A 20,702-nucleotide genomic window follows, 5' to 3' on the forward strand; every position below is an offset into this window, starting at 1 on the left:
GGGCACCTTCCGCAACTGGGACTACCCCGTCCGGCGGCAGATCTTCTGCGGATTCCGCACCGCCCGCACAGCGGAGGTATGACAGACGACCAGATCCGGCCCCAGGAGGGAAGGCGCGGCGGGCTACGCGGTCTCGTGCGGTCGCGCCCCGGCGGCGTGGGCGCGGACGAGGGGCAGGAACAGCTCGTCGACGATGGTTCCGATACGTGTGGCCGGTACTGCCCTCAGGTCGATGAGCAGGTCGTGCCGCACCAGATCGAACGGTAAGGCGAGTACGTCCGAGGGGATCCGCTCCAGGTTGATCTCGCCTCGGTCGTGGGCGCGCCGGTAGATGGCGTGGATGCGGGTACGGTGATCGTCGCCGAAGATCTGGTCGCGTACCTGGCCGGGGGTCAGTCCGGTGTCGGCCAGCAGCCCGGAGAAGGCCGCGGCCGCGGCGACGGCGAAGAAGGCGGCGCGCCTGTCGCCCATCTCCGTCAGCGTGGCGAGCAGGTCGCCCCGCAGGCTGCCGGTGTCGGGGATGTCGACCGGGTGGCTGTCCCGGTAGTGCTTCAGTGCGGCGAGCACGAGGTCGCCCTTGTTCGCCCAGCGGCGGTAGAGCACGGCCACCCCCGTGCCGGCCCGGGAGGCGACGGACTCCATGGTCAGCCGTCCGAAGCCGACCTGGACCAGTTCGTCCCAGGCGGCACCCAGCAGCGCGGCCTCGAGCTCGCGCCCGCGCCGGCGCTTGCGGGGGGATTCCGCGGAAGGTGAGGTCACCGCTCCATCATAAGGAACGCTTGTCTTTCTTATGAGGTACCCTGGCTTCATAAGAAATGGATTCATCTCTTATTGTCGGTGAAGGCGATGAGGCAGCCCGCTGCGGAACGGCCGACGACGACGGCCGGACGCACGGCCGACGCCCGCTGACCTCGACGACACCCGTCCCCTCGCCCGTCCGCAGCGGGCATGGGCCGCACCGCACCCGAGACGACAGGCCCATCCCCGGACGGGCCCTGCACATGAGAGAACGGCAGGCACATGAGCAACCCGACCACGCCGGACCGGCGTTCCACCTTCTTCGCCGACCCGGTGATGAACTCGATGACCCGGGCCATGCTCGGGCGGGTCTACACCGGTGCGGCGGACACCGGGGAGACGCTGACGACGATCGACCGCATCACCGATGGTGAGCTGCCCTCATGGGCACGCGAGTGGGAGGCCACGGCCGACCGGGTCGCCGCGATCGGCGACGACTGCGTGCGGCGGGGCCACCGGGTGAGCGGCCGGAACGCACTGCTGCGAGCCGCGACCTACTACGCGTCGTGCGCCCTCGTGGCCGACGGCTGTGAGGAACCGGACGTCGTCCTAAAGCGGACGTTCGCCGCCTACCGGCGGTGCTGGGAGCAGTACCTCGGCCTGCTGGACAACCCGCCGGAGCCGCTCGACATCCCCTACGAGGGCACGACGATGCCCGGGTGGTTCTTCGCCGCGCCCGGTGCGGGACAGAAGCCGACGCTGATCATGCTCAACGGTGCCGACGGGGCGGCGAGCTACCTGTACCCCGGATACGGCAGCGAAGCATCGGCGCGCGGCTACAACGTCGTGGTGTTCGACGGGCCCGGCCAGCAGCGCATGCTCTTCGAACGGGGTGTCCCGTTCCGGCCCGACTGGGAGCACGTCGTCACGCCCGTCGTCGACGCGACGCTGCGCCGGCCGGGCGTCGACCCGGAGCGGCTCGCGCTCTACGCCGTCAGCCAGGGCGGATACTGGGCTCCGCGCGCCCTGGCGTTCGAGCACCGCTTCGCCGCCGCGGTCATCGACGACGGCGTGGTCGACGTGTCCGTGGCATGGCAGGCCATGCTGTCCTCCGAGCTGCGGGACCTGCTCGCCCGCGGCGAGCGTGACGCGTTCGAGGCCGCGATCGGGCGCCTCCCGGCGAACGCCAGGCGGACCTTCGTCTGGCGGGCCAAGCCGTACGGCTGCCCGACCGTTTTCGACACCTTCCACGAGGTCGAGCGTTACCGGCTCACTCCGGAGCTCGCCGCGCGGATCTCGACGCCTGTCCTCATCGCCGATCCCGACCAGGAAGGGTATTTCGCCGGCCAGCCGCAGCGGCTGTACGACATGGTGCGCTGCGAGAAGGTGCTCGTCCGGTTCACCGAGGCGGAAGGGGCCGCCGGGCACTGCGAACCGATGGCCCGGTCCCTCGCCGCGCAGCGGTTCTTCGACTTCCTCGACGACCATGTCGGGCTCACCGGTGCCTGAAACGGGCACGCCCTGCGGTTCCTGAACGGGCACGTCCCGAACGGGCACCCGCGCCGCGGGGCGGCGGCGTCACCGGAGAGCCGTACGGCATCCTCCGGCAGCGGCTGCCGCCACGCCCACGGTGCCCGAGCGGCAGCCGAAGCGTTCCAAGCCGCCCGGCGGTGCTCGCGTCGCGGGAACGGGCGGAAGCCTCCACGCTGGAAAGGAGGGGGAGCCGTCGGCGCGAGTGTGAGGAGAGTCGGCATGGCCAAGAAGCGCGACGAGGGCGGGAAACTGAAGAAGGGTGATCATGTCACCTGGAGCAGTCACGGCAGTCAGGCCGAGGGCGAGGTGGAGGAGAAGATCACAGAGCGGACCGAGGCCGCGGGCCGTACGGTGGACGCCTCGCCCAAGGACCCGCAGTACCAGGTGCGCAGCGAGAAGTCCGGCCGGTCGGCGGTGCACAAACCGTCCGCTCTGAAGAAGAAGTGATCAGCCGTGGACGACGGTGAGCGCACAGAGGTCAGCCGGGCGTTCCACGAGCTGGTGAACATGAAACCGGCCGCGCTGGAGAAGTGGCTCGACACCGACGAGTCACGCAGTGCCGGACAGCACAAGGACGGCGGGGAGTCGACGGGGCACGCCTCCGGCCGCCGGATCGTGGAGATCCTGCGGGCGAAGAAGAGCGACCTGTCGGACGACGACTACCAGCACATGCGCAAGGTCGTGGGGTACATCCGCCGGCATCTGGCCCAGCGGCCGTCGGGCGACGTACGGGACACCCGGTGGCGGTACTCGCTGATGAACTGGGGGCACGACCCGCTGGAGTGACGGCCCGCCCGAGTGGGTCAGGGCAGGATGGAGTCCACGTATCCGCCGTCGACCCGCAGGGCCCCTCCCGTGGTCGCGGAGGCCTGGTCCGAGCTGAGGTAGACGACCATGTTGGCGATCTCCTCGGGTTCGATCAGCCGCTGCAGCAGCGACTGCGGCCGGTGCCGGCGCATGAACTCGCGCTGGGCCTCCTCCCAGGGCAGCTCCCGGTCGACGAGCTGATACACGAAGTCCTCCACCCCGGCGGTGTGGGTGGGGCCGGCGATGACGGAGTTCACCGTCACCCCGGTGCCGGCCGCCTGCTTGGCGAAGCCGCGGCCCACGGCGAGCAGCGCCGTCTTCGACATGCCGTAGTGGATCATCTCCGCGGGGACGACCACGGCCGAGTCGCTGGCGATGTACTGCACGCGCCCCCAGCCGCGTCGCATCATTCCCGGCAGATACAGCCGGGTCAGGCGCACGGCGGCGAGCACGTTCACGTCGAAGTAGCGCCGCCACTCCTCGTCGGTGATCTCCAGCGGGTCGGCGGCGCCGAAGATGCCGAGGTTGTTGACGAGGACGTCCACCTCGGGCAGCACCTCGGCCAGCCGGGTCGTGCCGTCCTCGTCGGAGACGTCCGCGGCGACCGGGACCACGTCGGCCCCCGGCACCTCCTCGGCCAGCCGTGCCGCCGCGTCGGCCACCCGGTGCTCGGTGCGGCCGTTGAGCGCCACACGGGCCCCGGCCCGGGCCAGTCCGGCGGCGATGGCCGCGCCGATGCCCTGGGTGGAGCCGGTGACCAGAGCGGTACGTCCTGCCAGATCGATGCGCATCCCACGGCTCCCTTCCAGGTGTCCTCGCCCGCATGCCGGGCCCGCCCACGGGGCCCGTGGCGGACGCAATGCCGCGGCGCACGAGTACCACGCCCCGGGCGCGGCTCATCCGTCCAGCCGGCGGGCCAGCCGGCGCAGGACGGGACTGCGGCCGCGGACAGGCACCGTGTACACCGTGTGGCCCCGCAGACCCCACTGGCTCAGCAGGGCGTTCGCGGCGAGCAGTCCGGTCGTGGCGGCACGTTCCATCAGCGCCACGGGCAGATGGCAGCGGACCAGGTCGCCGGCGACCGTCAGGCGCGGATGCGGGGTGCGCACGGTCGGCCGGTCGCGGTAGCCGCCCACGGGGAACAGAGGACAGTCCGCGTGCCACTCGTGACGTGCGTCGACGACCCCGGCGGTGCGGGTCTCGGGATAGACGCGGTGCAGCTGGTCGATCAGGTGCTGCTGTACGGCGCTGCGCGAGGTGCCGTCCGGCAGCGCGTAGGCGTGCAGTTCCACGACGGATCCGCCGGTGCGCGCGGCCCACTGCCGGGCCTCGTCCTCCCAGCGGTCCAGGACGCTGATGTTGTCCAGGGCGCCGAAACCGCCGGTGGCGAGGAAACCCGGCCGGTCCGGGGCGACGGGCCGGTCCAGCCACAGCCTGCTGACCAGGAACGGCGGAGCGGTGCGCAGCCGGGCGATCCGCTCCCGCCAGGCGGCATCGCCGAGCTTGCCGGAACAGGTGACGAGACGGCGCAGCGCGGCGGTGTCCAGTGCGAGGACGACGCCGTCGTGCACCGTCTCGTCCTGGCCGGTCGCGACCCGGAAACGGCCGTCGTCCGTGGGCACGACGTGCTCGACCGGGGTGCCGGTGCGGACACGGACCCCGTGCCGCCGCAGATGGGCCGTGAGCGGGTCCCACAGAGCGGCCGGGAAGGGGGCGCGGGGCACGTCGAACAGCAGGCCCTCGGACGAGCCGAGGAAATAGATGTGGAACATCAGCGCCAGTTCCGCCGCCGACAGCTCCCGCGGGTCGGCGAAGAAGCTGCGCGAGAACACCTCGAAGGCGAGATGGCGCGCCGCGTGCGGGAACCGCACGGCATCCAGGTAGTCGTGGGCGCTGAGACGGTCGAGCCGGTCGTAGACGTCGGGCACCCGGACGTCGCACAGGGGCAGCGCCGCCATGAGGTCGAGACGGAACAGGTCCCGCACACCGAAGGTCGGGCTGAGCAGGGCGAAGGCCAGCGCGTTGAAGGGCGGGGTCCGGGGCAGGTGCCGGAAACTGTCGCGGGTTCCTCCCGCGTGCAGCAGCGGATAGTCCGGCAGACCGGTCAGCCGCCCGAGCGCCGGGTCGGTACGGCGCAGCAGCGCGCGCAGGTTGTAGTACTGGCGGAAGAAGGCGTGGAACCCGCGGCTCATCGTCACCTCGGTGCCGTCCTTCAGCCGGGTGGTCCAGCCTCCGGCACGTCCGCCGACGTAGGGCTGACGCTCGTACACGGTGACGGCCACACCGCGTTCGGCCAGTGCGGTGGCGGCGGCCAGGCCGGCGATCCCCGCGCCGACGACAGCCGCGGCGGGCCGGAATCCGTCGGCGAAGCGGCGTCCCGGGGCGGCGGGCAGGACGCGGGCCCGCCGGTCCCTGCCCGGCGGGACGCGCACGGTACGGGCCGTGCTGCCGTTCATCATCTGCTCTCCTTGCGCCGGGCGAGAAACGTGTGCGTGATCCCCGTCTGCCAGCCAGGCAGGGGCAGGGCCCGTACCCGGTCGAAGCCGGCCGCGCGGAGCCGGCCGGCGAAACGGCCGGCGGTGTCGAAGTCCACGACGGAGCGCCACAGGTGACGGAGGAGAGCGGTGTCGGCGAGGAGGACCGCGGCCAGCGGCTGGACGACGCCGCGGCACACCAGCGTCCACACCGCTCGGTCGGTGCGGCGGCCGCTGAGCGTGTACTCGTGCACCGCGAGCCGCCCGCCGGGCCTCAGCACGTCGTGCACGGTGGCCAGGACCGCGTCCGGGTCACGGACGTTGCGCAGCAGATACGCCGCGAACACCGCGTCGAACGGCCCGCGCACCCCCGCGTCGGACAGGTGCTCGACCGGCGCGTGCACGAAGGTCACGTCGCGCGCCCACGGCTTGGCGGCGGCCCGGCGCAGCATCCCGGTGGAGGCGTCCACGGCCGTGATGTGCGCGGCGGGCAGCACCGAGCGGAGGGCGGCGGTCGAGGCGCCGGTGCCGCAGCCCAGATCCAGCAGGCGCAGTCCCGCACCGCCTGCGGGCAGACCGAGGCGGCGCACCGAGCGGCGCAGATGCGCGTGATAGCCGGGATTGAGGGCCACCAGCGTGTCGTAGTGCCGGGAGGCACGGTCGAAGGCGGCGGCGAGCGATGCGTCGCGCAGCAGGGTCACACGGTCTCCAGAGATGTGTCGCGGCGGCCGGGGGTCATACGGGGAGGCTCTCCTCGAAGGGGCGGCGGGGCAGTACCGGCAGTTCAAGGGCGGAGCGCAGCATCGGCGTGACCGGGGTGTGCAGGCCGATGGACAGGTCCTCGTACAGACGGGTGTCCCCGTCGAGGAACCGCAGCAGCCGTACCGTGGGGACACGCGCGAAGAGCCGGCTGAACAGGGCGGGGCCGTCGACCCGGCCGGTGGACAGGGCCCGCAGCAGCACGGCGTCCATCGCGCGGGACCGCCGGGAGTGGGCCGGAGGCGGCACCGGCCGGCGCCCACGCCGCAGGGCGGCGGCGACGGCGCGTGTCTGCCGCTGCAGGCCGGCGAAGGTGTAGCCGGTCGCGGGCCGGGTGGCACCGCCGGCGGCGCCGATGCGGAACACGGACGCCCCGGTCCGCCGCGCCGGCGCGGCGTCCGTCATCGGGATGACACCCGCCTCGGTGCCGAGGAGCCGCCGCTCACCCAGATGCAGGACGTCGTCGCAGTAGTGGCGCAGCGCCGCCTGATAGCCGTTCGAGGTCAACGGCCGCGGCGAGAACTCGGTGTACTCCACCAGCGCCTCGTGCGCGCTCGTCGGCAGCACGTAGCCGAACGACAGGCCCTCGGCGGGCTGCGGGGTGCGGAAGTCCATCAGCTCCGCGACCCCGGGATCGAACACCGGCCGGGACGTCTGCACGAACCAGCCGCAGAAGTGCTGCAGCAGCGTCGTCCGCGCGGCCGGCAGGCTCCCCAAAGGCCGGGAGTCGAACACCCAGCGGGAGCGCAGCACACCGCGAGCGCCGCCGGCGTCGTGGAACCGGACGACGGCACCGCCGGCGACGTCCTCCACCGCGTCCACGGTGGCCTGCAGACGGCGCACGTTCGGGCTGTCCGCGAGCGTCCGGCCGACCAGGGCCTCGAAGTCGTCGGAACGGATCATCTTGTACCGCAGCGGAGCAAGGACGGCGAGAACCGGCTCGCCCGCGGGCGGACGCACCCGCAGCCGCTGCCAGCACGCCGTGACCGCCGCGTCGAACCGGCCCCGTCCCTTCTCCCAGAAACACCAGGTCCGCCGCGGCGGACGCAGCGGCCCCGGCGGCGGGTTCACCACGACCACGGACGGGGTCCGCAGACCCGGCACAGGCCCGGCCAGGCGGTGCGCCAGCGACAGCCCGGCGGCTCCCGCCCCGATCACGGCGACCTCCGACTCCAGCAGCATCCGTGTTCTCCCGGCTGTCCTGCGGTGCGTGTCGTACGCGTGTCCTGCGGTGCGTTCCGTACGCGTGTCCCGCGGTGCGTTCCGTACGCGGTATTCCCGTCCGCGGGACGCCGGGGGCGCGCCTCACCCGTCTGCCGCAGCAGGTGGGCAGCCGGCCGCCGCCGCGGGGAAGGGACAGTGCGAACCAGCGCTCCCGGCGTCGGCCGGTGCAGCGCCGTGTCCGTCGCCCGCCGTCCGGCGGGACAGCGGCGGAGCGAAGGGCGAACGCGACGGAAGGAAGCGGGATGCGCCCCACACCGGCGAAGGATCACCGCGGCGGAGCCCCGCCGCCCGTCCCCGGCCCGCCCTCCGGCACGGGATCGCCCGCCCGGCCGCACCCGGACCCGGCGGACGAGTTTGCCGCCCCGGACCCGGGGGACGGCCCGGTGACGGCCGGTGACCTGAGCCTGGTCGACGCCGACGTGCCCGCCGCCGTCGGACGCGTCCTCGACGGCGTGCTCCGGCAGCGCGTCGCCCGCGCCCGCGCCGTCGACGACCTGTTCAGCGGCGATGTCGCCGAACGCGTCGCGGACTTCACCCGGGCCGGCGGCAAACGGACCCGGTCGCAGCTGCTGTGGTGGTCGGTGCGCGCCTGCGGCGGCACCGACACGGCGACGGCCGAGGCGGCCCTGCGGATCGGCGCGGCACTGGAACTGCTGCAGACCTGCGCCCTGGTCCACGACGACGTCATGGACAGATCACTCCTGCGGCGCGGACGGCCTACCCTCCACGCCGACCTGCGCGCCCGGTACGCCGCGACCGCGCCCGCCGCACACGTCGACCGGTTCGGCGAAGGCGCAGGCATCCTGGCCGGTGACCTCGCGCTCGCCTGGGCGGACGACCTGGTCGCCGGGACACCGCTGTCACCGGCGGCCGCACAGCGGGTGCGGCGCCTGTGGAGCGACCTGCGCACGGAGATGGTGGCCGGGCAGTACCTCGACCTGCACGGCCAGCTGACGGCCGCGTACTCACCGCAGCGTGCGCTGCGCACCGCGTGCCTGAAGAGCGCCCTGTACTCCGTCGCACGGCCTCTGGCCCTGGGCGCCGTCCTGGCCGGAGCGCAGGAGAGCACACTGCGCGCGCTGAGCGCCGCCGGCCGCAGCGTCGGCCTCGCCTTCCAGCTCCGCGACGACCTCGACGACCTCTTCGGCGACCCCGGACGCACCGGCAAGGACAGCGGAGCCGACTTCCGCCAGGGCGCGCCCACCTACCTGCTGGCCCTGGCACGGTCCAGAGCTCAGGCCGCCGGCGACCACGCGGCACTGTCCGTCCTGGGCCGGGCCGCCGGCGGCACCGGGCCGGACCGGCCGGGGCTCGGCGAGGTACGGCAGGCCGTCACCGGCACCGGCGCGGCCGGTGTCGTCGAGGCCACCATCCGCCGCCTGGTGACCCGGGGACTGCGGTGCCTGGACGACGCCCCCCTCGAAGCACACGCCGGCGCACGGCTGCGGTCGCTGCTGTGCGCGGTGGCCGACACCGGAGGGACACGCCCCGACCCCTGCCCGCCGACGGACCCGGAGGAGCCGCAGCGATGACCCGTACGCTGCCCGGTCGCACCGATCATGTCGTGGTCGTCGGAGCCGGACTGGCCGGACTGTCGGCCGCCCTGCACCTGCTGGGCGCCGGACGCCGGGTCACCGTGGTGGAACGCGACCTCCACCCCGGCGGCCGGGCCGGACGGCTCCGGCTCGGCGGCTACCGGATCGACACCGGCCCCACCGTGCTGACCATGCCCGACCTCGCCGACGAGGCCTTCGCCGCCGTCGGCGACAGCCTGTACCGGCGCGTGGAACTGATCCGGCTCAGGCCCGCCTACCGCGCCCTGTTCGCCGACGGCAGCAGCCTCGACGTGCACAGCGACGCCGACCTGATGACCGCGGAGGTGGAACGGTTCGCCGGAGCCCGCGAGGCGGCCGGCTACCGGCGGCTGCGGACCTGGCTCGAACAGCTCTACAGGGCGCAGATGACCCGTTTCATCGACGCCAACTTCGACTCCCCCCTCGACCTGCTCACCCGCGACCTGGCCCGCCTCGCGGTGCTCGGCGGCTTCGGCCGGCTGGACGCCCGCATCGGCCGCTTCCTGCGCGACGAACGGCTGCGCCGCGTCTTCTCCTTCCAGGCCCTGTACGCCGGCGTACCACCCCAGCGGGCCCTGGCCGCCTACGCCGTCATCGCCTACATGGACACCGTCGCCGGGGTGTACTTCCCGCGCGGCGGCATGCACGCCCTGCCGCGGGCGATGGCCGGCGCCGCCGCCGACGCCGGCGCCGAGCTGCGCTTCGGGCAGCCGGTGACCCGCCTGGAGCGGTCCGGTTCCCGGATCACCGCCGTCGTCACCGCCCAGGACCGCATCCCCTGCGACGCCGTCGTCCTCACCCCGGACCTGCCCGTCGCCTACCGCCTGCTCGGCCACCGGCCCCGCAGACGGCCGAGGCTGCGGCACGCGCCGTCCGCCGTCGTCCTGCACGCGGGCACGCACCGCACCTGGCCGCACCTAGCCCACCACACCCTGTCGTTCGGCGCGGCGTGGCGCTCCACCTTCGACGAACTCACTCGCACCGGGCAGCTGATGAGCGACCCGTCCCTGCTCATCACCCGCCCCACCGCCACCGACCCCGCGCTCGCCCCGCCCGGCCGCCATCTGCACTGCATCCTCGCGCCCTGCCCCAACACCGACATCGGCCCCACCGCCGCCGCCTGGAGCGACCTCGGCCCCCGCTACCGCGACACGCTGCTGCGGGAGCTGGAACGCCGCGGCCTCGACGGCCTCGCGGACGCCGTCGAGGCGGACTGCCTGGTCACACCGGCCTTCTGGCAGATGCAGGGCCACGCCGCCGGCACCCCGTTCTCCGCGGCCCACACCGTCACCCAGACCGGCCCGTTCCGTCCCCGCAACCTGGTGCGCGGCACCGAGAACGCCGTCCTCGCCGGCTGCGGCACCACACCGGGCGTGGGCGTGCCGATGGTGCTGCTGTCCGGAAAACTCGCCGCCCGGCGCGTCACCGGCCCGCACCGCCGGGCCTCCTCCACGGTGCACACACCCGCGGTCACCACGGCGGAGGGCACGCGATGACCGACCGGGAACTGGACGCGGCAGGCGTGACCGACCCGGCGCTGCGCGCCGCGTACCGGGTGTGCCGCACGCTCAACGCACGGCACGGGAAGACCTACTTCCTCGCCACACGGCTGCTGCCCCCGGCACGCAGGCCCGCCGTGCACGCCCTGTACGGCTTCGCCCGCTGGGTCGACGACATCGTCGACGCGCTCGATCCCGCCCTCGGCACCGACCGGCGGCTGCGGGCGGTCACGGACCTGTCCGCGACACTGGAGACCGCCCTGCGCACCGGCCACGCGCAGGAGCCGGTGGTGGCCGCCCTCGCCGACACCGCCCGCCGCTACCGCATCCCCCACGCCCACTTCCACGACTTCATGACCGCGATGCGCAGCGACCTCACGGTCACGGACTACCCCACCTACGCCGACCTGCGCGCCTATATGCACGGCTCCGCCGCCGTGATCGGGCTGCAGATGCTGCCCGTGCTCGGCACGGTCGTACCGCAGCACGAGGCCGCCCCGTACGCCGCCGCGCTCGGCGTCGCCTTCCAGCTCAGCAACTTCCTGCGCGACGTCGGCGAGGACCTCGACCGCGGCCGTGTCTACGTGCCCGCCGACCTGCTCGCCGCCCACGGCGTGGACCGGGCACTGCTGCGCTGGAGCCGCGACACCGGACGCCACGACCCGCGGATCACCGGCGCACTCAAGGAGTTCGAGGCGCTCACCCGCGACGTGTACCGGCAGGCGGCACCGGGCATCGCCCTGCTCCACCCGCTCTCCCGGCCCTGCATCCGCACCGCGTTCGTCCTCTACGGCCGCATCCTGGACGCCGTCGGCCGGGACGGATACGCCGTGCTGCACCGCCGCGCCGTGGTTCCCCGCCGGCACCGGGCGCTGCTCGCCGCCGACGGGCTGACCCGGGTGACCGTCGCCCGGCTGCGCGCCCGCAGGGCCGGGCATCCCACGCTGCCGCCCCCGCCGGCCGGGGCCGTCACCGTGCCACCGGGCCGGCCCGTCGCCGAGGAGGCCGTATGAGCCCGCGCTCCCTGCCGTTCACCGTGCGCCGCGACCCCGTGCCGTGGGCCCGTCAGCGGCCCACCTGGCGCGACGCCCATCCCTCGGTCGTCGCACAGGCCCTGAAACGGGCCCAGGCACGCCCCACCGGCAACTGGTACGTCGTCGGGGCCTCCCGCGACCTGCGCGGCGACCGACCCCTGGCCCGCACCGTCGCCGGCGAGGACGTCGTCGTCTGGCGCGGACCGGACGGCCGGGCCGTGGGCGGCCCCGGCATCTGCCCCCACCTGGGCGCACCACTGCGCGACAGCCCGGTGCACTGCGGCACCCTCGTGTGCCACTGGCACGGACTGGCCCTCGACGGTGCTCCCCGGGCGGGCTGGCAGCCGCTGCCGGTGCACGACGACGGCGTCCTGGTGTGGGTCCGGCTCGACGCGGCAGGCGGCGAACCACCCCTGGAGAAGCCCGTCGTGCCCCGCCGGCCCGATCCGGAGCGGTCCCTGACGGCCGTGTTCACCGGCACGGGCCGATGCGAGCCGCAGGACGTCGTGGCCAACCGTCTCGATCCCTGGCACGGAGCCTGGTACCACCCGTACGCGTTCGTGGACCTCACGGTGGTCGACGTCCCCGGGGCCGGCGGCGACGGGGACGACGGGGACGCCGTCACCGTCGACGTCTCCTTCCGTCTGACGGGGCGTCTGGTCGTCCCCGTCCGGGCGGTGTTCACCGCTCCGGGACCGCGCACCGTCGTCATGCGCATCACGCGCGGCGAGGGAGAAGGATCCGTGGTCGAGACGCACGCCACTCCCCTCGGCGAGGACGAGCGGGGCACGCCCCGGACGGTGGTCGTCGAAGCGGTGCTGGCGACCTCCGGCCGGCGCGGCTTCGCCGCCGCTCGGCGGGCGGCCCCGCTGCTGCGTCCCTTGATGCGGGCCACCGCGGGACGCCTCTGGCGCGACGACCTGGCCTATGCCGAACGCCGCTGGGAACTGCGGTCCACGGGCCGCTTCCCCGGCTGACCGCCGGGCGCCCTCACGCCGGCTCCGCGGCTGCGGCCGCCTGCCACCGGTCCCGCACGGGAGCACCCCGCCCGAGCGGCTGCCGGCCACCGGCCCGGGCACACGTATACGGATCGCGACTGTCGCCCCACTCGTCACAGGCACGGGTGTCCTGCTGTACTACCGGATCAGCGGCCGCACCACCACGTCCCCACGGGAGAGGTGACACCCATGCACCTGCAGGCGACCGAGGCCCACAACGTCTGGGACAACACGATCCCCCCGGCGCTCACCGTCGCGCCCGGTGACTCCGTCACTGTCGCGACCCAGGAGTCGAGCGGCGGACAGCTCGGCCGCACGTCCACGGCGGACGACACCGCCGAGCTGGACTTCGGCCGGCTCAACCCCGTCACCGGCCCGATCCGGGTCGACGGGGCCGAACCGGGCGACGCCCTGGTGATCGACGTCCTGGACACCCAGGTCGACGACTGGGGCTGGACCGCCTGCATCCCCGGATTCGGGCTGCTCGCCGACGACTTCCCCGAGCCCCATCTGCGCATCGTCTCCATCGACGGGGCCCGCGCCGAGCTGCTGCCCGGCCTCGGCGTGCCGGTGGTGCCGATGATCGGCACCATCGGCGTGGCGATCCCCGAGCCCGGTGCGCACTCGGTCGTCCCGCCGCGCCGCTGGGGCGGCAACATGGACATCCGTCAGGTCGGCCCCGGCGCCCGTCTCAGGCTGCCCGTGGGAGTGGAGGGCGCCCTGCTCAGCCTCGGTGACGTGCATGCGGCGATGGGCGACGGCGAGGTCTGCGGCACCGGCGTCGAGACCTCCGCCACGGTGCGGCTGCGCGTGGGCCTGGAGAAGGGCGCGGCACCGCGGACCCCGGTGCTGGAGACCGCCCCGGCCGCCCGCCGTACCGGCGCCGCCCTGGTCACCACCGGCATAGGCCCGGACCTGATGACCGCCGCGAAGGACGCCACCCGTCAGCTGATCGACGAGGTCGTCCGCCGCACCGGCATCGACGCGGCCGACGCCTACCTGCTCGCCAGTATCGCGGGCGACCTGGTGATCTCCGAGATCGTCGACGTGCCGAACTGGGTGGTCAGCATCGACCTGGACCGGTCGCTGCTGGTCGGCCTGTGACGGCCGCACGACGAGCGGGCAAGAGGCCTCGCCGCGGCACGATGAGCTGGGGAGGGGAACGGCGGGCGGCTGCGGCCGCCTCGGCGGCCGGGCGGGGCGCACGCGTCGCCGTACGCCCCTCGGCCGGGTGCTCACCGCGTTGTCACGCCGGGGGTCAGAACTCCAGCACCAGCCGTCCGCGGGTGCCGCCGGCCTCCAGGATGCGGTGCGCCTCGGCCGCCTGGTCGGCCGGGAAGGTGCGGGCGACGCGGAGCGTGACGACTCCTTCCTCCGCCTGACGGCGAAGCTGGTCGAGCTTCGCCTGTTCCCGGGCGTACTCACGGACGAAGACGGGCACGAAGGTGATCCCGCGCTCCGCCTCACCGTCGTGGCCGCGCAGGGTGGCGATCGTGCCGCCGTCCCGGACCGCCGGGACCATCAGGTCGTGGAGCAGGGCGGAGTCGATCACCGCGTCGACCCCGTCGGGCACCGCCTCCCGGACGGCGGCAGAGAACCCCTCGCCCCGCGGAAGCACGATGTCGGCGCCCAGCTCGGCGACGAGCTTCTCGTCGGCCGGCGAGGCGTCAGCCACGACCGTCAGCCCCTCGGCCTTCCCCAGCTGCACCGCGTACCCGCCGACCGCTCCGGCGGCGCCGGTCACCGCGAGCGTCTGCCCCGGCCGCAGCCTCAGCAGGTCGAGGGCGAGGCGGGTGGTGAGACCGTTCATCGGCAGGGTCGCCGCCTGCACGTCGGAGGCCCCGGCGGGCACCCGGGCGACCGACTCGGCGGGGACCACGATCCGTTCCGCGTATGCGCCGTACGAGCCGAAGGGCACCACGATCGCCATCACATGGTCGCCGGCCTTCAGGTCCGTGGTGACACCCTCGCCGATCTCCTCGAGCACCCCGGCGGCATCCATCCCCGGCACGTACGGCGGGGGCGGCACGTCCGCATCGCTGTACCGCAGACCGGACCGCACGACCGTGTCGGTCGGGTTGACCGCGGCCGCGTGCACCCGGATGCGCACCTGTCCCGGCCCGGTCTCCGGCTCGGGCAGCTCCACGGAGTGCAGCTTCTCCGGTCCGCCGAACTCGGTCACGCCAACAGCCCTCATCACACGGTCCTCACAGCCTCGACAGCGGCAGCCCCGGCACCGGTCGGCTCCCGCGCACATGAGCACAGCGTCCCGCGTGGGCTCCGAGCCGAAACGAGCCGGCACGACACCGGTGGACAAGGAAGTGAATCGTGAGACCGCGCGCTTTGTGCCGGCAGGTGTGCGCCCCCGAGGCGGGATGTGCCCAGGGCGCACAGCAGGCGTCCGGTTCAGGCGTTGTAACCGCCGTGGGCGTCCAGCACCGCGCCCGTGACGTACGACGCGGCCGGGCTCGCGAGGAACGCGATCGCCTCGGCCATCTCTTCGGGCCTGCCCAGGCGCTGCAGGGCCAGCGAGCCGAGCAGGACCTCGAGAGTCCCGGGGCCGGGACCGTCCATGCCGCCGTCCATCAGCCCGGCCTCCACGACATTGGCCGTGATGTTCCGGGGCCCGAGGTCCCGCGCGACCCCCAGGGTGTACCTCTCGATCCCCGACTTGGTCGCCGCGTAGTCGGCGACGCCCGGGACGCCGGCCCGGAAGCCCAGTCCGGAACTCACCGTGATGATGCGGCCCCCGTCACGCAGGACACGGGAGGCGGCCCGGGTCACGGCGATCACGCCGAGATAGTTGGTGGCGTGCATCCGGTCCAGCGCGGCGGTGTCCGCGTCCGGGTCGTCCACGGTGCGGCCCTGCTCCACCGCGATCGCCGCGTTGTTGACGAGGATGTCCAGGCCGCCGAAGTGCGCCACCACGTCGTCGATCAGCCCCGGCGCGCTGCCGGTGTCCGCCTGGTCGCTCCGGACGGCGACGGCCCGCGCCCCCTTCGCGTTCACCTCGTCGACGACGGCCTGCGCCCGCTGTACGGAGCTGAGATAGGTGAAGGCGACGTCGGCGCCCTGCTCGGCCAGCAGGCGTACGGTCGCGGCCCCCAGCCCTCGCGATCCCCCGGTGACCAGCGCGACCTTGCCCTTGAGCGGCTTGTTCATCGTTCCCGCCTCGTTCGTTCGTCGGTCCGTCCCGATGGTCGCAACCATATTTGTTACAACGAGGCGATGCAACCATAAGTGTTACGACAGTGCGGACGTACCATGAGGCGTCGCGGCCGGGGAGGAGGGGCTGATGAGCGCCAACAGCAGGTTGACCATCGCCGCCCACGCGCTGGCGTGGATCGGTCTGTATCAGCGCCAGGGGCACGAGGTCGCCACCTCCGAACAGATCGCGGGCAGCGTGAACACCAACCCGGTGGTGATCAGGCGGCTGCTCGGCGACCTGCGCAGGGCCGGGCTGGTGGAGTCCCGGCGCGGTGCGGGAGCGGGCTGGTCGCTGGCGCGCGAGCTGGGATCGATGACCCTGCTCGATGTGTACGAGGCGGTGGAGCCCGGCCCGCTGTTCGCGATGCACCGCGCCCGGCCGGACCAGGAGTGCGTGGTGGGATCCGGTATCCAGCCGGCGTTGCGGGGCATCTACGAGGGCATCGAGGAGACCCTCAGGCGGGAGCTGGCCCGTGTCACGCTCGAGAAGGTGCTCGACGACGTGCTGGCGGCACCTCGCTGACGGGTGCCGCGCGGCGACCGCTGCCGGCCGGCCGGCGGGCCCGCCAGGTGACCTTGCCGTTGCTGGGCGGGTCGCCGGCAGCCGGCGCGGCAGCGTGTGATCGCCCGCAGGCCGAGCCCGGCGCACGGGTGGCGGGCCGGTGTGCGCGGTGGAAGCGCCCCGGGAGCGGAGCCCGGCTCGCACACCCACGGCCGCCCCGCCGTGCCGGTACGCTCAGCCGGTGCCGGTGACGTTAACGGTGAGCCGGCGCAGCAGCGCCTTGGCCGTCCGGTGCTGCTCGGGGGTCAGCCCCATGGCGTCGGCCATGGCGGGCGGTACGCGACGCGCGCGGTCCCGCAGCGCCCGCCCCGCGTCGGTGAGGGCGACGACGACCGACCGTTCGTCGTCGGGGCGGCGCCGCCGGATCACGAGGCCGGCCGTCTCCAGCCGTTTGATCAGCGGGGACAGGGTGCTGGACTCCAGCTGGAGGGCGGTGCCGATGTCGCGCACCGAGGTGGCACCGCGATCCCACAGCACCAGCATCACCAGGTACTGCGGATAGGTGAGGCCCAGCTCGTCCAGCAGGGTCCGGTACCGGGCCGTGACGGCGCGGGAAGCCGCGTAGAGGGCGAAACAGAGCTGGTCGTCGAGGAGCAGGGAGTGTTCCTCGACGGTGCTCTCGGGTTCGGTCGTCATGTTCTTCTCGCCTCTGATCCGCCGTGGCGGGCCTGTGCGGCCCTCCTGTGTGCACTCTAGCCCAGTCAAGTCGCATCCAATGCAGTCGTTCCCGATTCAGTTGCGCGCAACTAAATCGAGCGCTATGTTATCTCCGTGCCCGCCGGAACGGCCCGCACAAACCCGCCGGAGCCACCTGCCCCGGCCTCTATGGAGGAGACCCTGATGAGCGAGAACAGCACGACCTTCGGCCCCCGCCCGGTTCTCGAGCCCGCCGCCCGGGAGTTCGCGGAGGCGACCGCCAACCCGCCGTACCTGTTCGACCTCGGTCCGGCCGAGGGTCGCAAGACGGTCGACGAGGTGCAGTCCGGCGAGATCGACAAGCCGGACGTCGACGAGGAGTGGGTGACCGTTCCCGGCGGCCCCACCGGCAGCGTGCGGGCCCGGATCGTCCGCCCGGCCGGTGCCACCGGCGCCCTCCCGGTGATCCTCTACATCCACGGCGCCGGCTGGGTGTTCGGCAACGCCCACACCCACGACCGGCTGGTGCGCGAACTCGCCGTCGGAGCGGGCGCCGCCGTCGTCTTCCCCGAGTACGCCCTCTCGCCCGAGGCCCGCTACCCGGTCGCCATCGAGCAGAACTACACCGTCGCCCGGTGGATCGTGCAGGAAGGCGCGAGCAGGAACCTGGACGCCACCCGCATCGCGGTCGCCGGTGACTCGGTCGGCGGCAACATGAGCGCCGCCCTGACCCTCATGGCCAAGGAACGCGGCGACGTCCCCCTGGTGCAGCAGGTGCTCTTCTACCCGGTCACCGACGCGAGCTTCGACACCCCGTCCTACCACCAGTTCGCCACCGGCTACTTCCTGCGCCGCGACGCCATGCAGTGGTTCTGGGACCAGTACACCACCAGCGAGAGCGAGCGCGCCGAGATCACCGCCTCCCCGCTGCGCGCCACCACCGAGCAGCTCGCCGGCCTGCCGCCGGCGCTGGTCATCACCGCCGAGGCGGACGTCCTGCGCGACGAGGGCGAGGCCTACGCCAACAAGCTCCGCGAAGCCGGTGTGCCCGTCACCGCGATCCGGTACCAGGGCATCATCCACGACTTCGTGATGCTCAACGCGCTGCGCGGGACCCACGCCGCCGAGGCCGCCATCACCCAGGCGATCACCACCCTGCGCGCCGCCTTCCGCACGGCCTGACCCCCGGTGCGCGACCGGCGGCCGCGTCCCGGCCCGGCTCGGTCACCGAGCGCGCCGGTCCCGGACGGCACAGCGCGCGCTGCGGCCCGCTCGCAGGCCACACCGTAGAACGGTGTGCCGTGCGGCGGGCCGCAGGCGTGCCGGGGGAGCGCGCCGGCCGGTCAGGTGGAGGCGCCGACCGGTTCCTCCGTCTCGGTGAGATGCAGCTCCGGCGGCTCCCGGCGCAGCCCGCCGGTCAGGACGCACAGGTGCACCACACCCACCACCAGCCACGCGCCGCCCAGCAGCAGCGCGAGATGGTTCAGCTTGGTCAGCAGATACACATCGGCGACCGCGCCGAGCGCCGGGACGATCACATGGGCGAGGACGGAGCGCCGTGCGCCGGCCCTGCGGTGCCGCAGCCATGCCGCGATCACGCAGATGTTGACCACGGTGAAGGCGAGGAAGGCACCGAAGTTGATGAACGAGGTGGCGGTGTCCAGGGACAGGCAGGTGCCGAGCAACCCGACGACCGCGATGACCAGCAGGTTGAGCACCGGTGTGCCGAGCCGGGCGTTGAGGCGGCCGCAGACGCGGCGCGGCAGCACACCGTCACGGCCCATCACATACATCAGACGGCTGGTGCTCGCCTGGATCGCGACACACGAGGCGAGGCCGCCGATGAGCCCGATCGCGTTGGTGACGTCCGCGAAGTGCCGGCCGCCGGCGAGAGCCGCCACCTCGAACCCGGCGGTCGACTCGTCGCGGAAGGACGCGCCCGGATGCACCCACTGCAGCAGCAGCGAGATCACGAAGAACACGCCGCCGCCGATGAGCACGGTGAGCACGATGCCGCGCGGCACGTTCCGCCGGGCGTCGCGCACCTCCTCGCTCAGGGTGCTGATCGCGTCGAAGCCGAGGAAGGAATAGGCGGCGACGGCCGCGGCGGCCGTGACCGCGCCGGGGGAGACACCCGGGTGCCACAGGGCGTGCGCGCCGTCGCTCGCGGGCCTGCCGCCGATCGCGACGACGCACACCACGGCGAGCGCGAGCAGACCCAGCGCCGTCAGCCCCAGCAGGACCTTGTTGACGCGGTCCGCGATGACGAGACCGAGGGCGTTGACCACCGTGGTGAGAGCGATCACCACGACCAGCCACCCCCAGGCGGGCACGGCGGGAAACTGCACGTGCAGGTACAGGGCCTGGATCAGCCAGGCCACCATCGGCAGGAAGAGATAGTCCAGCAGCAGCGCCCAGCCGGCGAGAAACCCGGTGCGCGGGCCGAGCAGCCTGCGGGCGTAGGTGTACACCGAGCCGGACACGGGATGGTCACGGGCGAGCTTGCCGTAGCTGAGCGCCGTGAGGGTCATCGCCACCGTGGCCACCAGATAGGCGGTCGGGGCGACACCGGAGGAGGTCGAGGCGATCACGCCGAACGTGGAGACCACGATGGCCGGGGCCATGTAGGACAGGCCGAAGACGACGAGCGACACAAGCCCCAGCCGGGCGGTGAGCCCGCCGGAGGTCCGGGTGGCCGCCGTCATGCCGGCTCCGCCGTTTCCTGTGCGCGGGGCGCCGCCGCTCCGGCTCCCCAGACGGCCGGATCGATACGGCCGTCGTAGAGGGGGAGCGGGACAGGGGCGTCGCCGGGGCGGAACTGCTGCCAGGGACGGTTGAGACCGGCGGTGCCCCAGCGGCGCACCCGGTCGCTCTCGCCCAGGTCGACGACGTCGGTGAGCACGCAGGACTCGGCGCTCACCGCCTGGGTGCGGACCCGGCCCTCCGGGTCGACCAGCAGGCTGCGCCCCAGCCCGGTGGGCGCCGCCGCGTTGACACTCGCGACGAAGACCTGGTTGGCGATGGCGTTCGCCCGGGCCAGCACGATCTCCTGCTCCCGGTCGCTGGTCGCGGTCTGCACCACGTTCACGATCAGCTGCGCGCCCAGGTGGGCGAGGTTGCGGGAGATCTCCGGGAACCAGGCGTCGTAGCAGACGGACAGCCCCACCCGGCCGTACTCGCCCATGTCCACCACCACGAACTCCGTGCCCGGCGTCGTCGTCTCCCACGGACGCCACGGGCAGATCTTGCGGTACGCGGCCACGCGCCGCCCGTCGGGCGCATAGACCGGCGCGGTGTTGTAGATCCGGCCGTCGCCGCCGCGCTCGTACACGCTGCCGGGTATCAGCCAGACACCGAGGTCCCCGGCCAGCTCGGCGAGCCGCCGGTCACGCGGGCCGTCCAGAGGCTCGGCCAGGTCTTCCGGGGCGGGCGTCGGGCCGTCCGCGGTGCCGCCGGGCGCGGCGGTGGTCAGGTGCAGCTCGGGATGGACGAACAGGCGGACCGCGGGCCGCTGCCGGGCGAGCCGCTCCAGTTCGGAGGTGAAGGAGTCGAGGGCGCCTACCGGGTGCGCGGGGGCCTGGACAAGAGCGAGAGACAGGGGTGAGGGCATGGGTGCAACGCCTTCCTGATTTGTTAAACGAAATTTGATTAATGAAT

At 73.4% G+C, this 20,702-nt stretch carries 20 protein-coding genes; 10 read left to right on the forward strand and 10 right to left on the reverse strand.

Annotated elements, in window-relative coordinates:
* Nucleotides 1–123: 123 nt before the first annotated feature.
* Nucleotides 124–759: a TetR/AcrR family transcriptional regulator gene (locus IE286_RS24970; RefSeq protein WP_229863679.1), complete on the reverse strand. Its 636-nt coding sequence runs from the start codon at nt 757–759 to the stop codon at nt 124–126.
* A gap of 261 nt (nt 760–1,020) precedes the next feature.
* Between IE286_RS24970 and IE286_RS24975 the strand changes: the two genes are divergently transcribed.
* The 3 genes from IE286_RS24975 (at nt 1,021) to IE286_RS24985 (ending at nt 3,057) form a co-directional block, all read left to right on the forward strand.
* Entirely contained in the window at nt 1,021–2,247 is a 1,227-nt protein-coding gene (locus IE286_RS24975) for an alpha/beta hydrolase family protein (RefSeq protein ID WP_189799026.1), read from the forward strand.
* 243 nt (nt 2,248–2,490) lie between these two features.
* The gene (locus IE286_RS24980) at nt 2,491–2,718 is read left to right on the forward strand and encodes a hypervirulence associated TUDOR domain-containing protein (RefSeq protein WP_189799027.1); all 228 of its coding nucleotides are present in this window, start codon (nt 2,491–2,493) and stop codon (nt 2,716–2,718) included.
* 6 nt (nt 2,719–2,724) lie between these two features.
* Nucleotides 2,725–3,057, forward strand: coding sequence for a DUF3140 domain-containing protein (locus IE286_RS24985; protein ID WP_189799028.1), 333 nt, complete (start codon nt 2,725–2,727; stop codon nt 3,055–3,057).
* 17 nt (nt 3,058–3,074) lie between these two features.
* Here the strand turns inward: IE286_RS24985 and IE286_RS24990 are convergent, their stop codons facing one another.
* From IE286_RS24990 to IE286_RS25005, 4 genes are all read right to left on the reverse strand, one after another.
* Entirely contained in the window at nt 3,075–3,869 is a 795-nt protein-coding gene (locus IE286_RS24990; RefSeq protein ID WP_189799029.1) for an SDR family NAD(P)-dependent oxidoreductase, read from the reverse strand.
* A 105-nt stretch (nt 3,870–3,974) separates the two neighbouring features.
* Complete coding sequence (locus tag IE286_RS24995) at nt 3,975–5,534, reverse strand: FAD-dependent oxidoreductase (protein WP_189799030.1); 1,560 nt, start codon at nt 5,532–5,534, stop codon at nt 3,975–3,977.
* Nucleotides 5,534–6,253 carry a class I SAM-dependent methyltransferase gene (locus IE286_RS25000; protein ID WP_189799031.1) on the reverse strand — a complete coding sequence of 240 codons (720 nt, stop codon included), beginning with the start codon at nt 6,251–6,253 and terminating at the stop codon, nt 5,534–5,536. Before IE286_RS25000 ends, IE286_RS24995 begins: the two co-directional genes overlap by 1 nt.
* Before the next feature lie 34 nt (nt 6,254–6,287).
* Nucleotides 6,288–7,493 carry a lycopene cyclase family protein gene (locus IE286_RS25005; RefSeq protein ID WP_189799032.1) on the reverse strand — a complete coding sequence of 402 codons (1,206 nt, stop codon included), beginning with the start codon at nt 7,491–7,493 and terminating at the stop codon, nt 6,288–6,290.
* Between the two features lie 284 nt (nt 7,494–7,777).
* Between IE286_RS25005 and IE286_RS25010 the strand changes: the two genes are divergently transcribed.
* The 5 genes from IE286_RS25010 to IE286_RS25030 all read left to right on the forward strand — a co-directional run bounded on the left by IE286_RS25010 (nt 7,778) and on the right by IE286_RS25030 (nt 13,744).
* Entirely contained in the window at nt 7,778–9,067 is a 1,290-nt protein-coding gene (locus IE286_RS25010) for a polyprenyl synthetase family protein (protein WP_189799033.1), read from the forward strand.
* Complete coding sequence (gene crtI, locus IE286_RS25015) at nt 9,064–10,605, forward strand: phytoene desaturase family protein (RefSeq protein WP_189799034.1); 1,542 nt, start codon at nt 9,064–9,066, stop codon at nt 10,603–10,605. The genes IE286_RS25010 and crtI overlap by 4 nt, the downstream gene beginning before the upstream one ends.
* On the forward strand, nt 10,602–11,621 hold the full coding sequence (locus IE286_RS25020) for a phytoene/squalene synthase family protein (RefSeq protein WP_189799035.1): 1,020 nt from the start codon (nt 10,602–10,604) through the stop codon (nt 11,619–11,621). The genes crtI and IE286_RS25020 overlap by 4 nt, the downstream gene beginning before the upstream one ends.
* Nucleotides 11,618–12,619 carry a DUF5914 domain-containing protein gene (locus IE286_RS25025; RefSeq protein ID WP_189799036.1) on the forward strand — a complete coding sequence of 334 codons (1,002 nt, stop codon included), beginning with the start codon at nt 11,618–11,620 and terminating at the stop codon, nt 12,617–12,619. The genes IE286_RS25020 and IE286_RS25025 overlap by 4 nt, the downstream gene beginning before the upstream one ends.
* 210 nt (nt 12,620–12,829) lie before the next feature.
* Nucleotides 12,830–13,744 carry an acetamidase/formamidase family protein gene (locus IE286_RS25030; protein WP_189799037.1) on the forward strand — a complete coding sequence of 305 codons (915 nt, stop codon included), beginning with the start codon at nt 12,830–12,832 and terminating at the stop codon, nt 13,742–13,744.
* A gap of 154 nt (nt 13,745–13,898) precedes the next feature.
* Here IE286_RS25030 and IE286_RS25035 read toward each other — a convergent pair whose 3' ends face one another.
* Together IE286_RS25035 and IE286_RS25040 are read right to left on the reverse strand one after the other, a co-directional pair.
* The gene (locus tag IE286_RS25035) at nt 13,899–14,837 is read right to left on the reverse strand and encodes an NADP-dependent oxidoreductase (RefSeq protein WP_189799038.1); all 939 of its coding nucleotides are present in this window, start codon (nt 14,835–14,837) and stop codon (nt 13,899–13,901) included.
* A 209-nt stretch (nt 14,838–15,046) separates the two neighbouring features.
* The gene (locus IE286_RS25040; RefSeq protein ID WP_189799039.1) at nt 15,047–15,802 is read right to left on the reverse strand and encodes an SDR family NAD(P)-dependent oxidoreductase; all 756 of its coding nucleotides are present in this window, start codon (nt 15,800–15,802) and stop codon (nt 15,047–15,049) included.
* A 133-nt stretch (nt 15,803–15,935) separates the two neighbouring features.
* Here IE286_RS25040 and IE286_RS25045 point away from each other — a divergent pair, with 133 nt between their 5' ends.
* Nucleotides 15,936–16,370 (forward strand): Rrf2 family transcriptional regulator, encoded by a 435-nt coding sequence (locus IE286_RS25045; protein WP_189799040.1) that lies wholly within the window; start codon nt 15,936–15,938, stop codon nt 16,368–16,370.
* Between the two features lie 213 nt (nt 16,371–16,583).
* Here the strand turns inward: IE286_RS25045 and IE286_RS25050 are convergent, their stop codons facing one another.
* Nucleotides 16,584–17,045: a MarR family winged helix-turn-helix transcriptional regulator gene (locus IE286_RS25050; protein ID WP_189799041.1), complete on the reverse strand. Its 462-nt coding sequence runs from the start codon at nt 17,043–17,045 to the stop codon at nt 16,584–16,586.
* Between the two features lie 204 nt (nt 17,046–17,249).
* Here IE286_RS25050 and IE286_RS25055 point away from each other — a divergent pair, with 204 nt between their 5' ends.
* Nucleotides 17,250–18,227, forward strand: coding sequence for an alpha/beta hydrolase (locus tag IE286_RS25055; protein ID WP_189799042.1), 978 nt, complete (start codon nt 17,250–17,252; stop codon nt 18,225–18,227).
* 161 nt (nt 18,228–18,388) lie between these two features.
* Here the strand turns inward: IE286_RS25055 and IE286_RS25060 are convergent, their stop codons facing one another.
* Together IE286_RS25060 and IE286_RS25065 are read right to left on the reverse strand one after the other, a co-directional pair.
* Entirely contained in the window at nt 18,389–19,750 is a 1,362-nt protein-coding gene (locus IE286_RS25060) for an APC family permease (protein WP_189799043.1), read from the reverse strand.
* Nucleotides 19,747–20,655 (reverse strand): carbon-nitrogen hydrolase family protein, encoded by a 909-nt coding sequence (locus IE286_RS25065; protein ID WP_189799044.1) that lies wholly within the window; start codon nt 20,653–20,655, stop codon nt 19,747–19,749. The genes IE286_RS25060 and IE286_RS25065 overlap by 4 nt, the downstream gene beginning before the upstream one ends.
* Nucleotides 20,656–20,702 lie beyond the last annotated feature (47 nt).

It is taken from the genome of Streptomyces thermodiastaticus (assembly GCF_014656135.1).
In the GTDB taxonomy this organism is placed as follows: Bacteria; Actinomycetota; Actinomycetes; order Streptomycetales; family Streptomycetaceae; genus Streptomyces; species Streptomyces thermodiastaticus.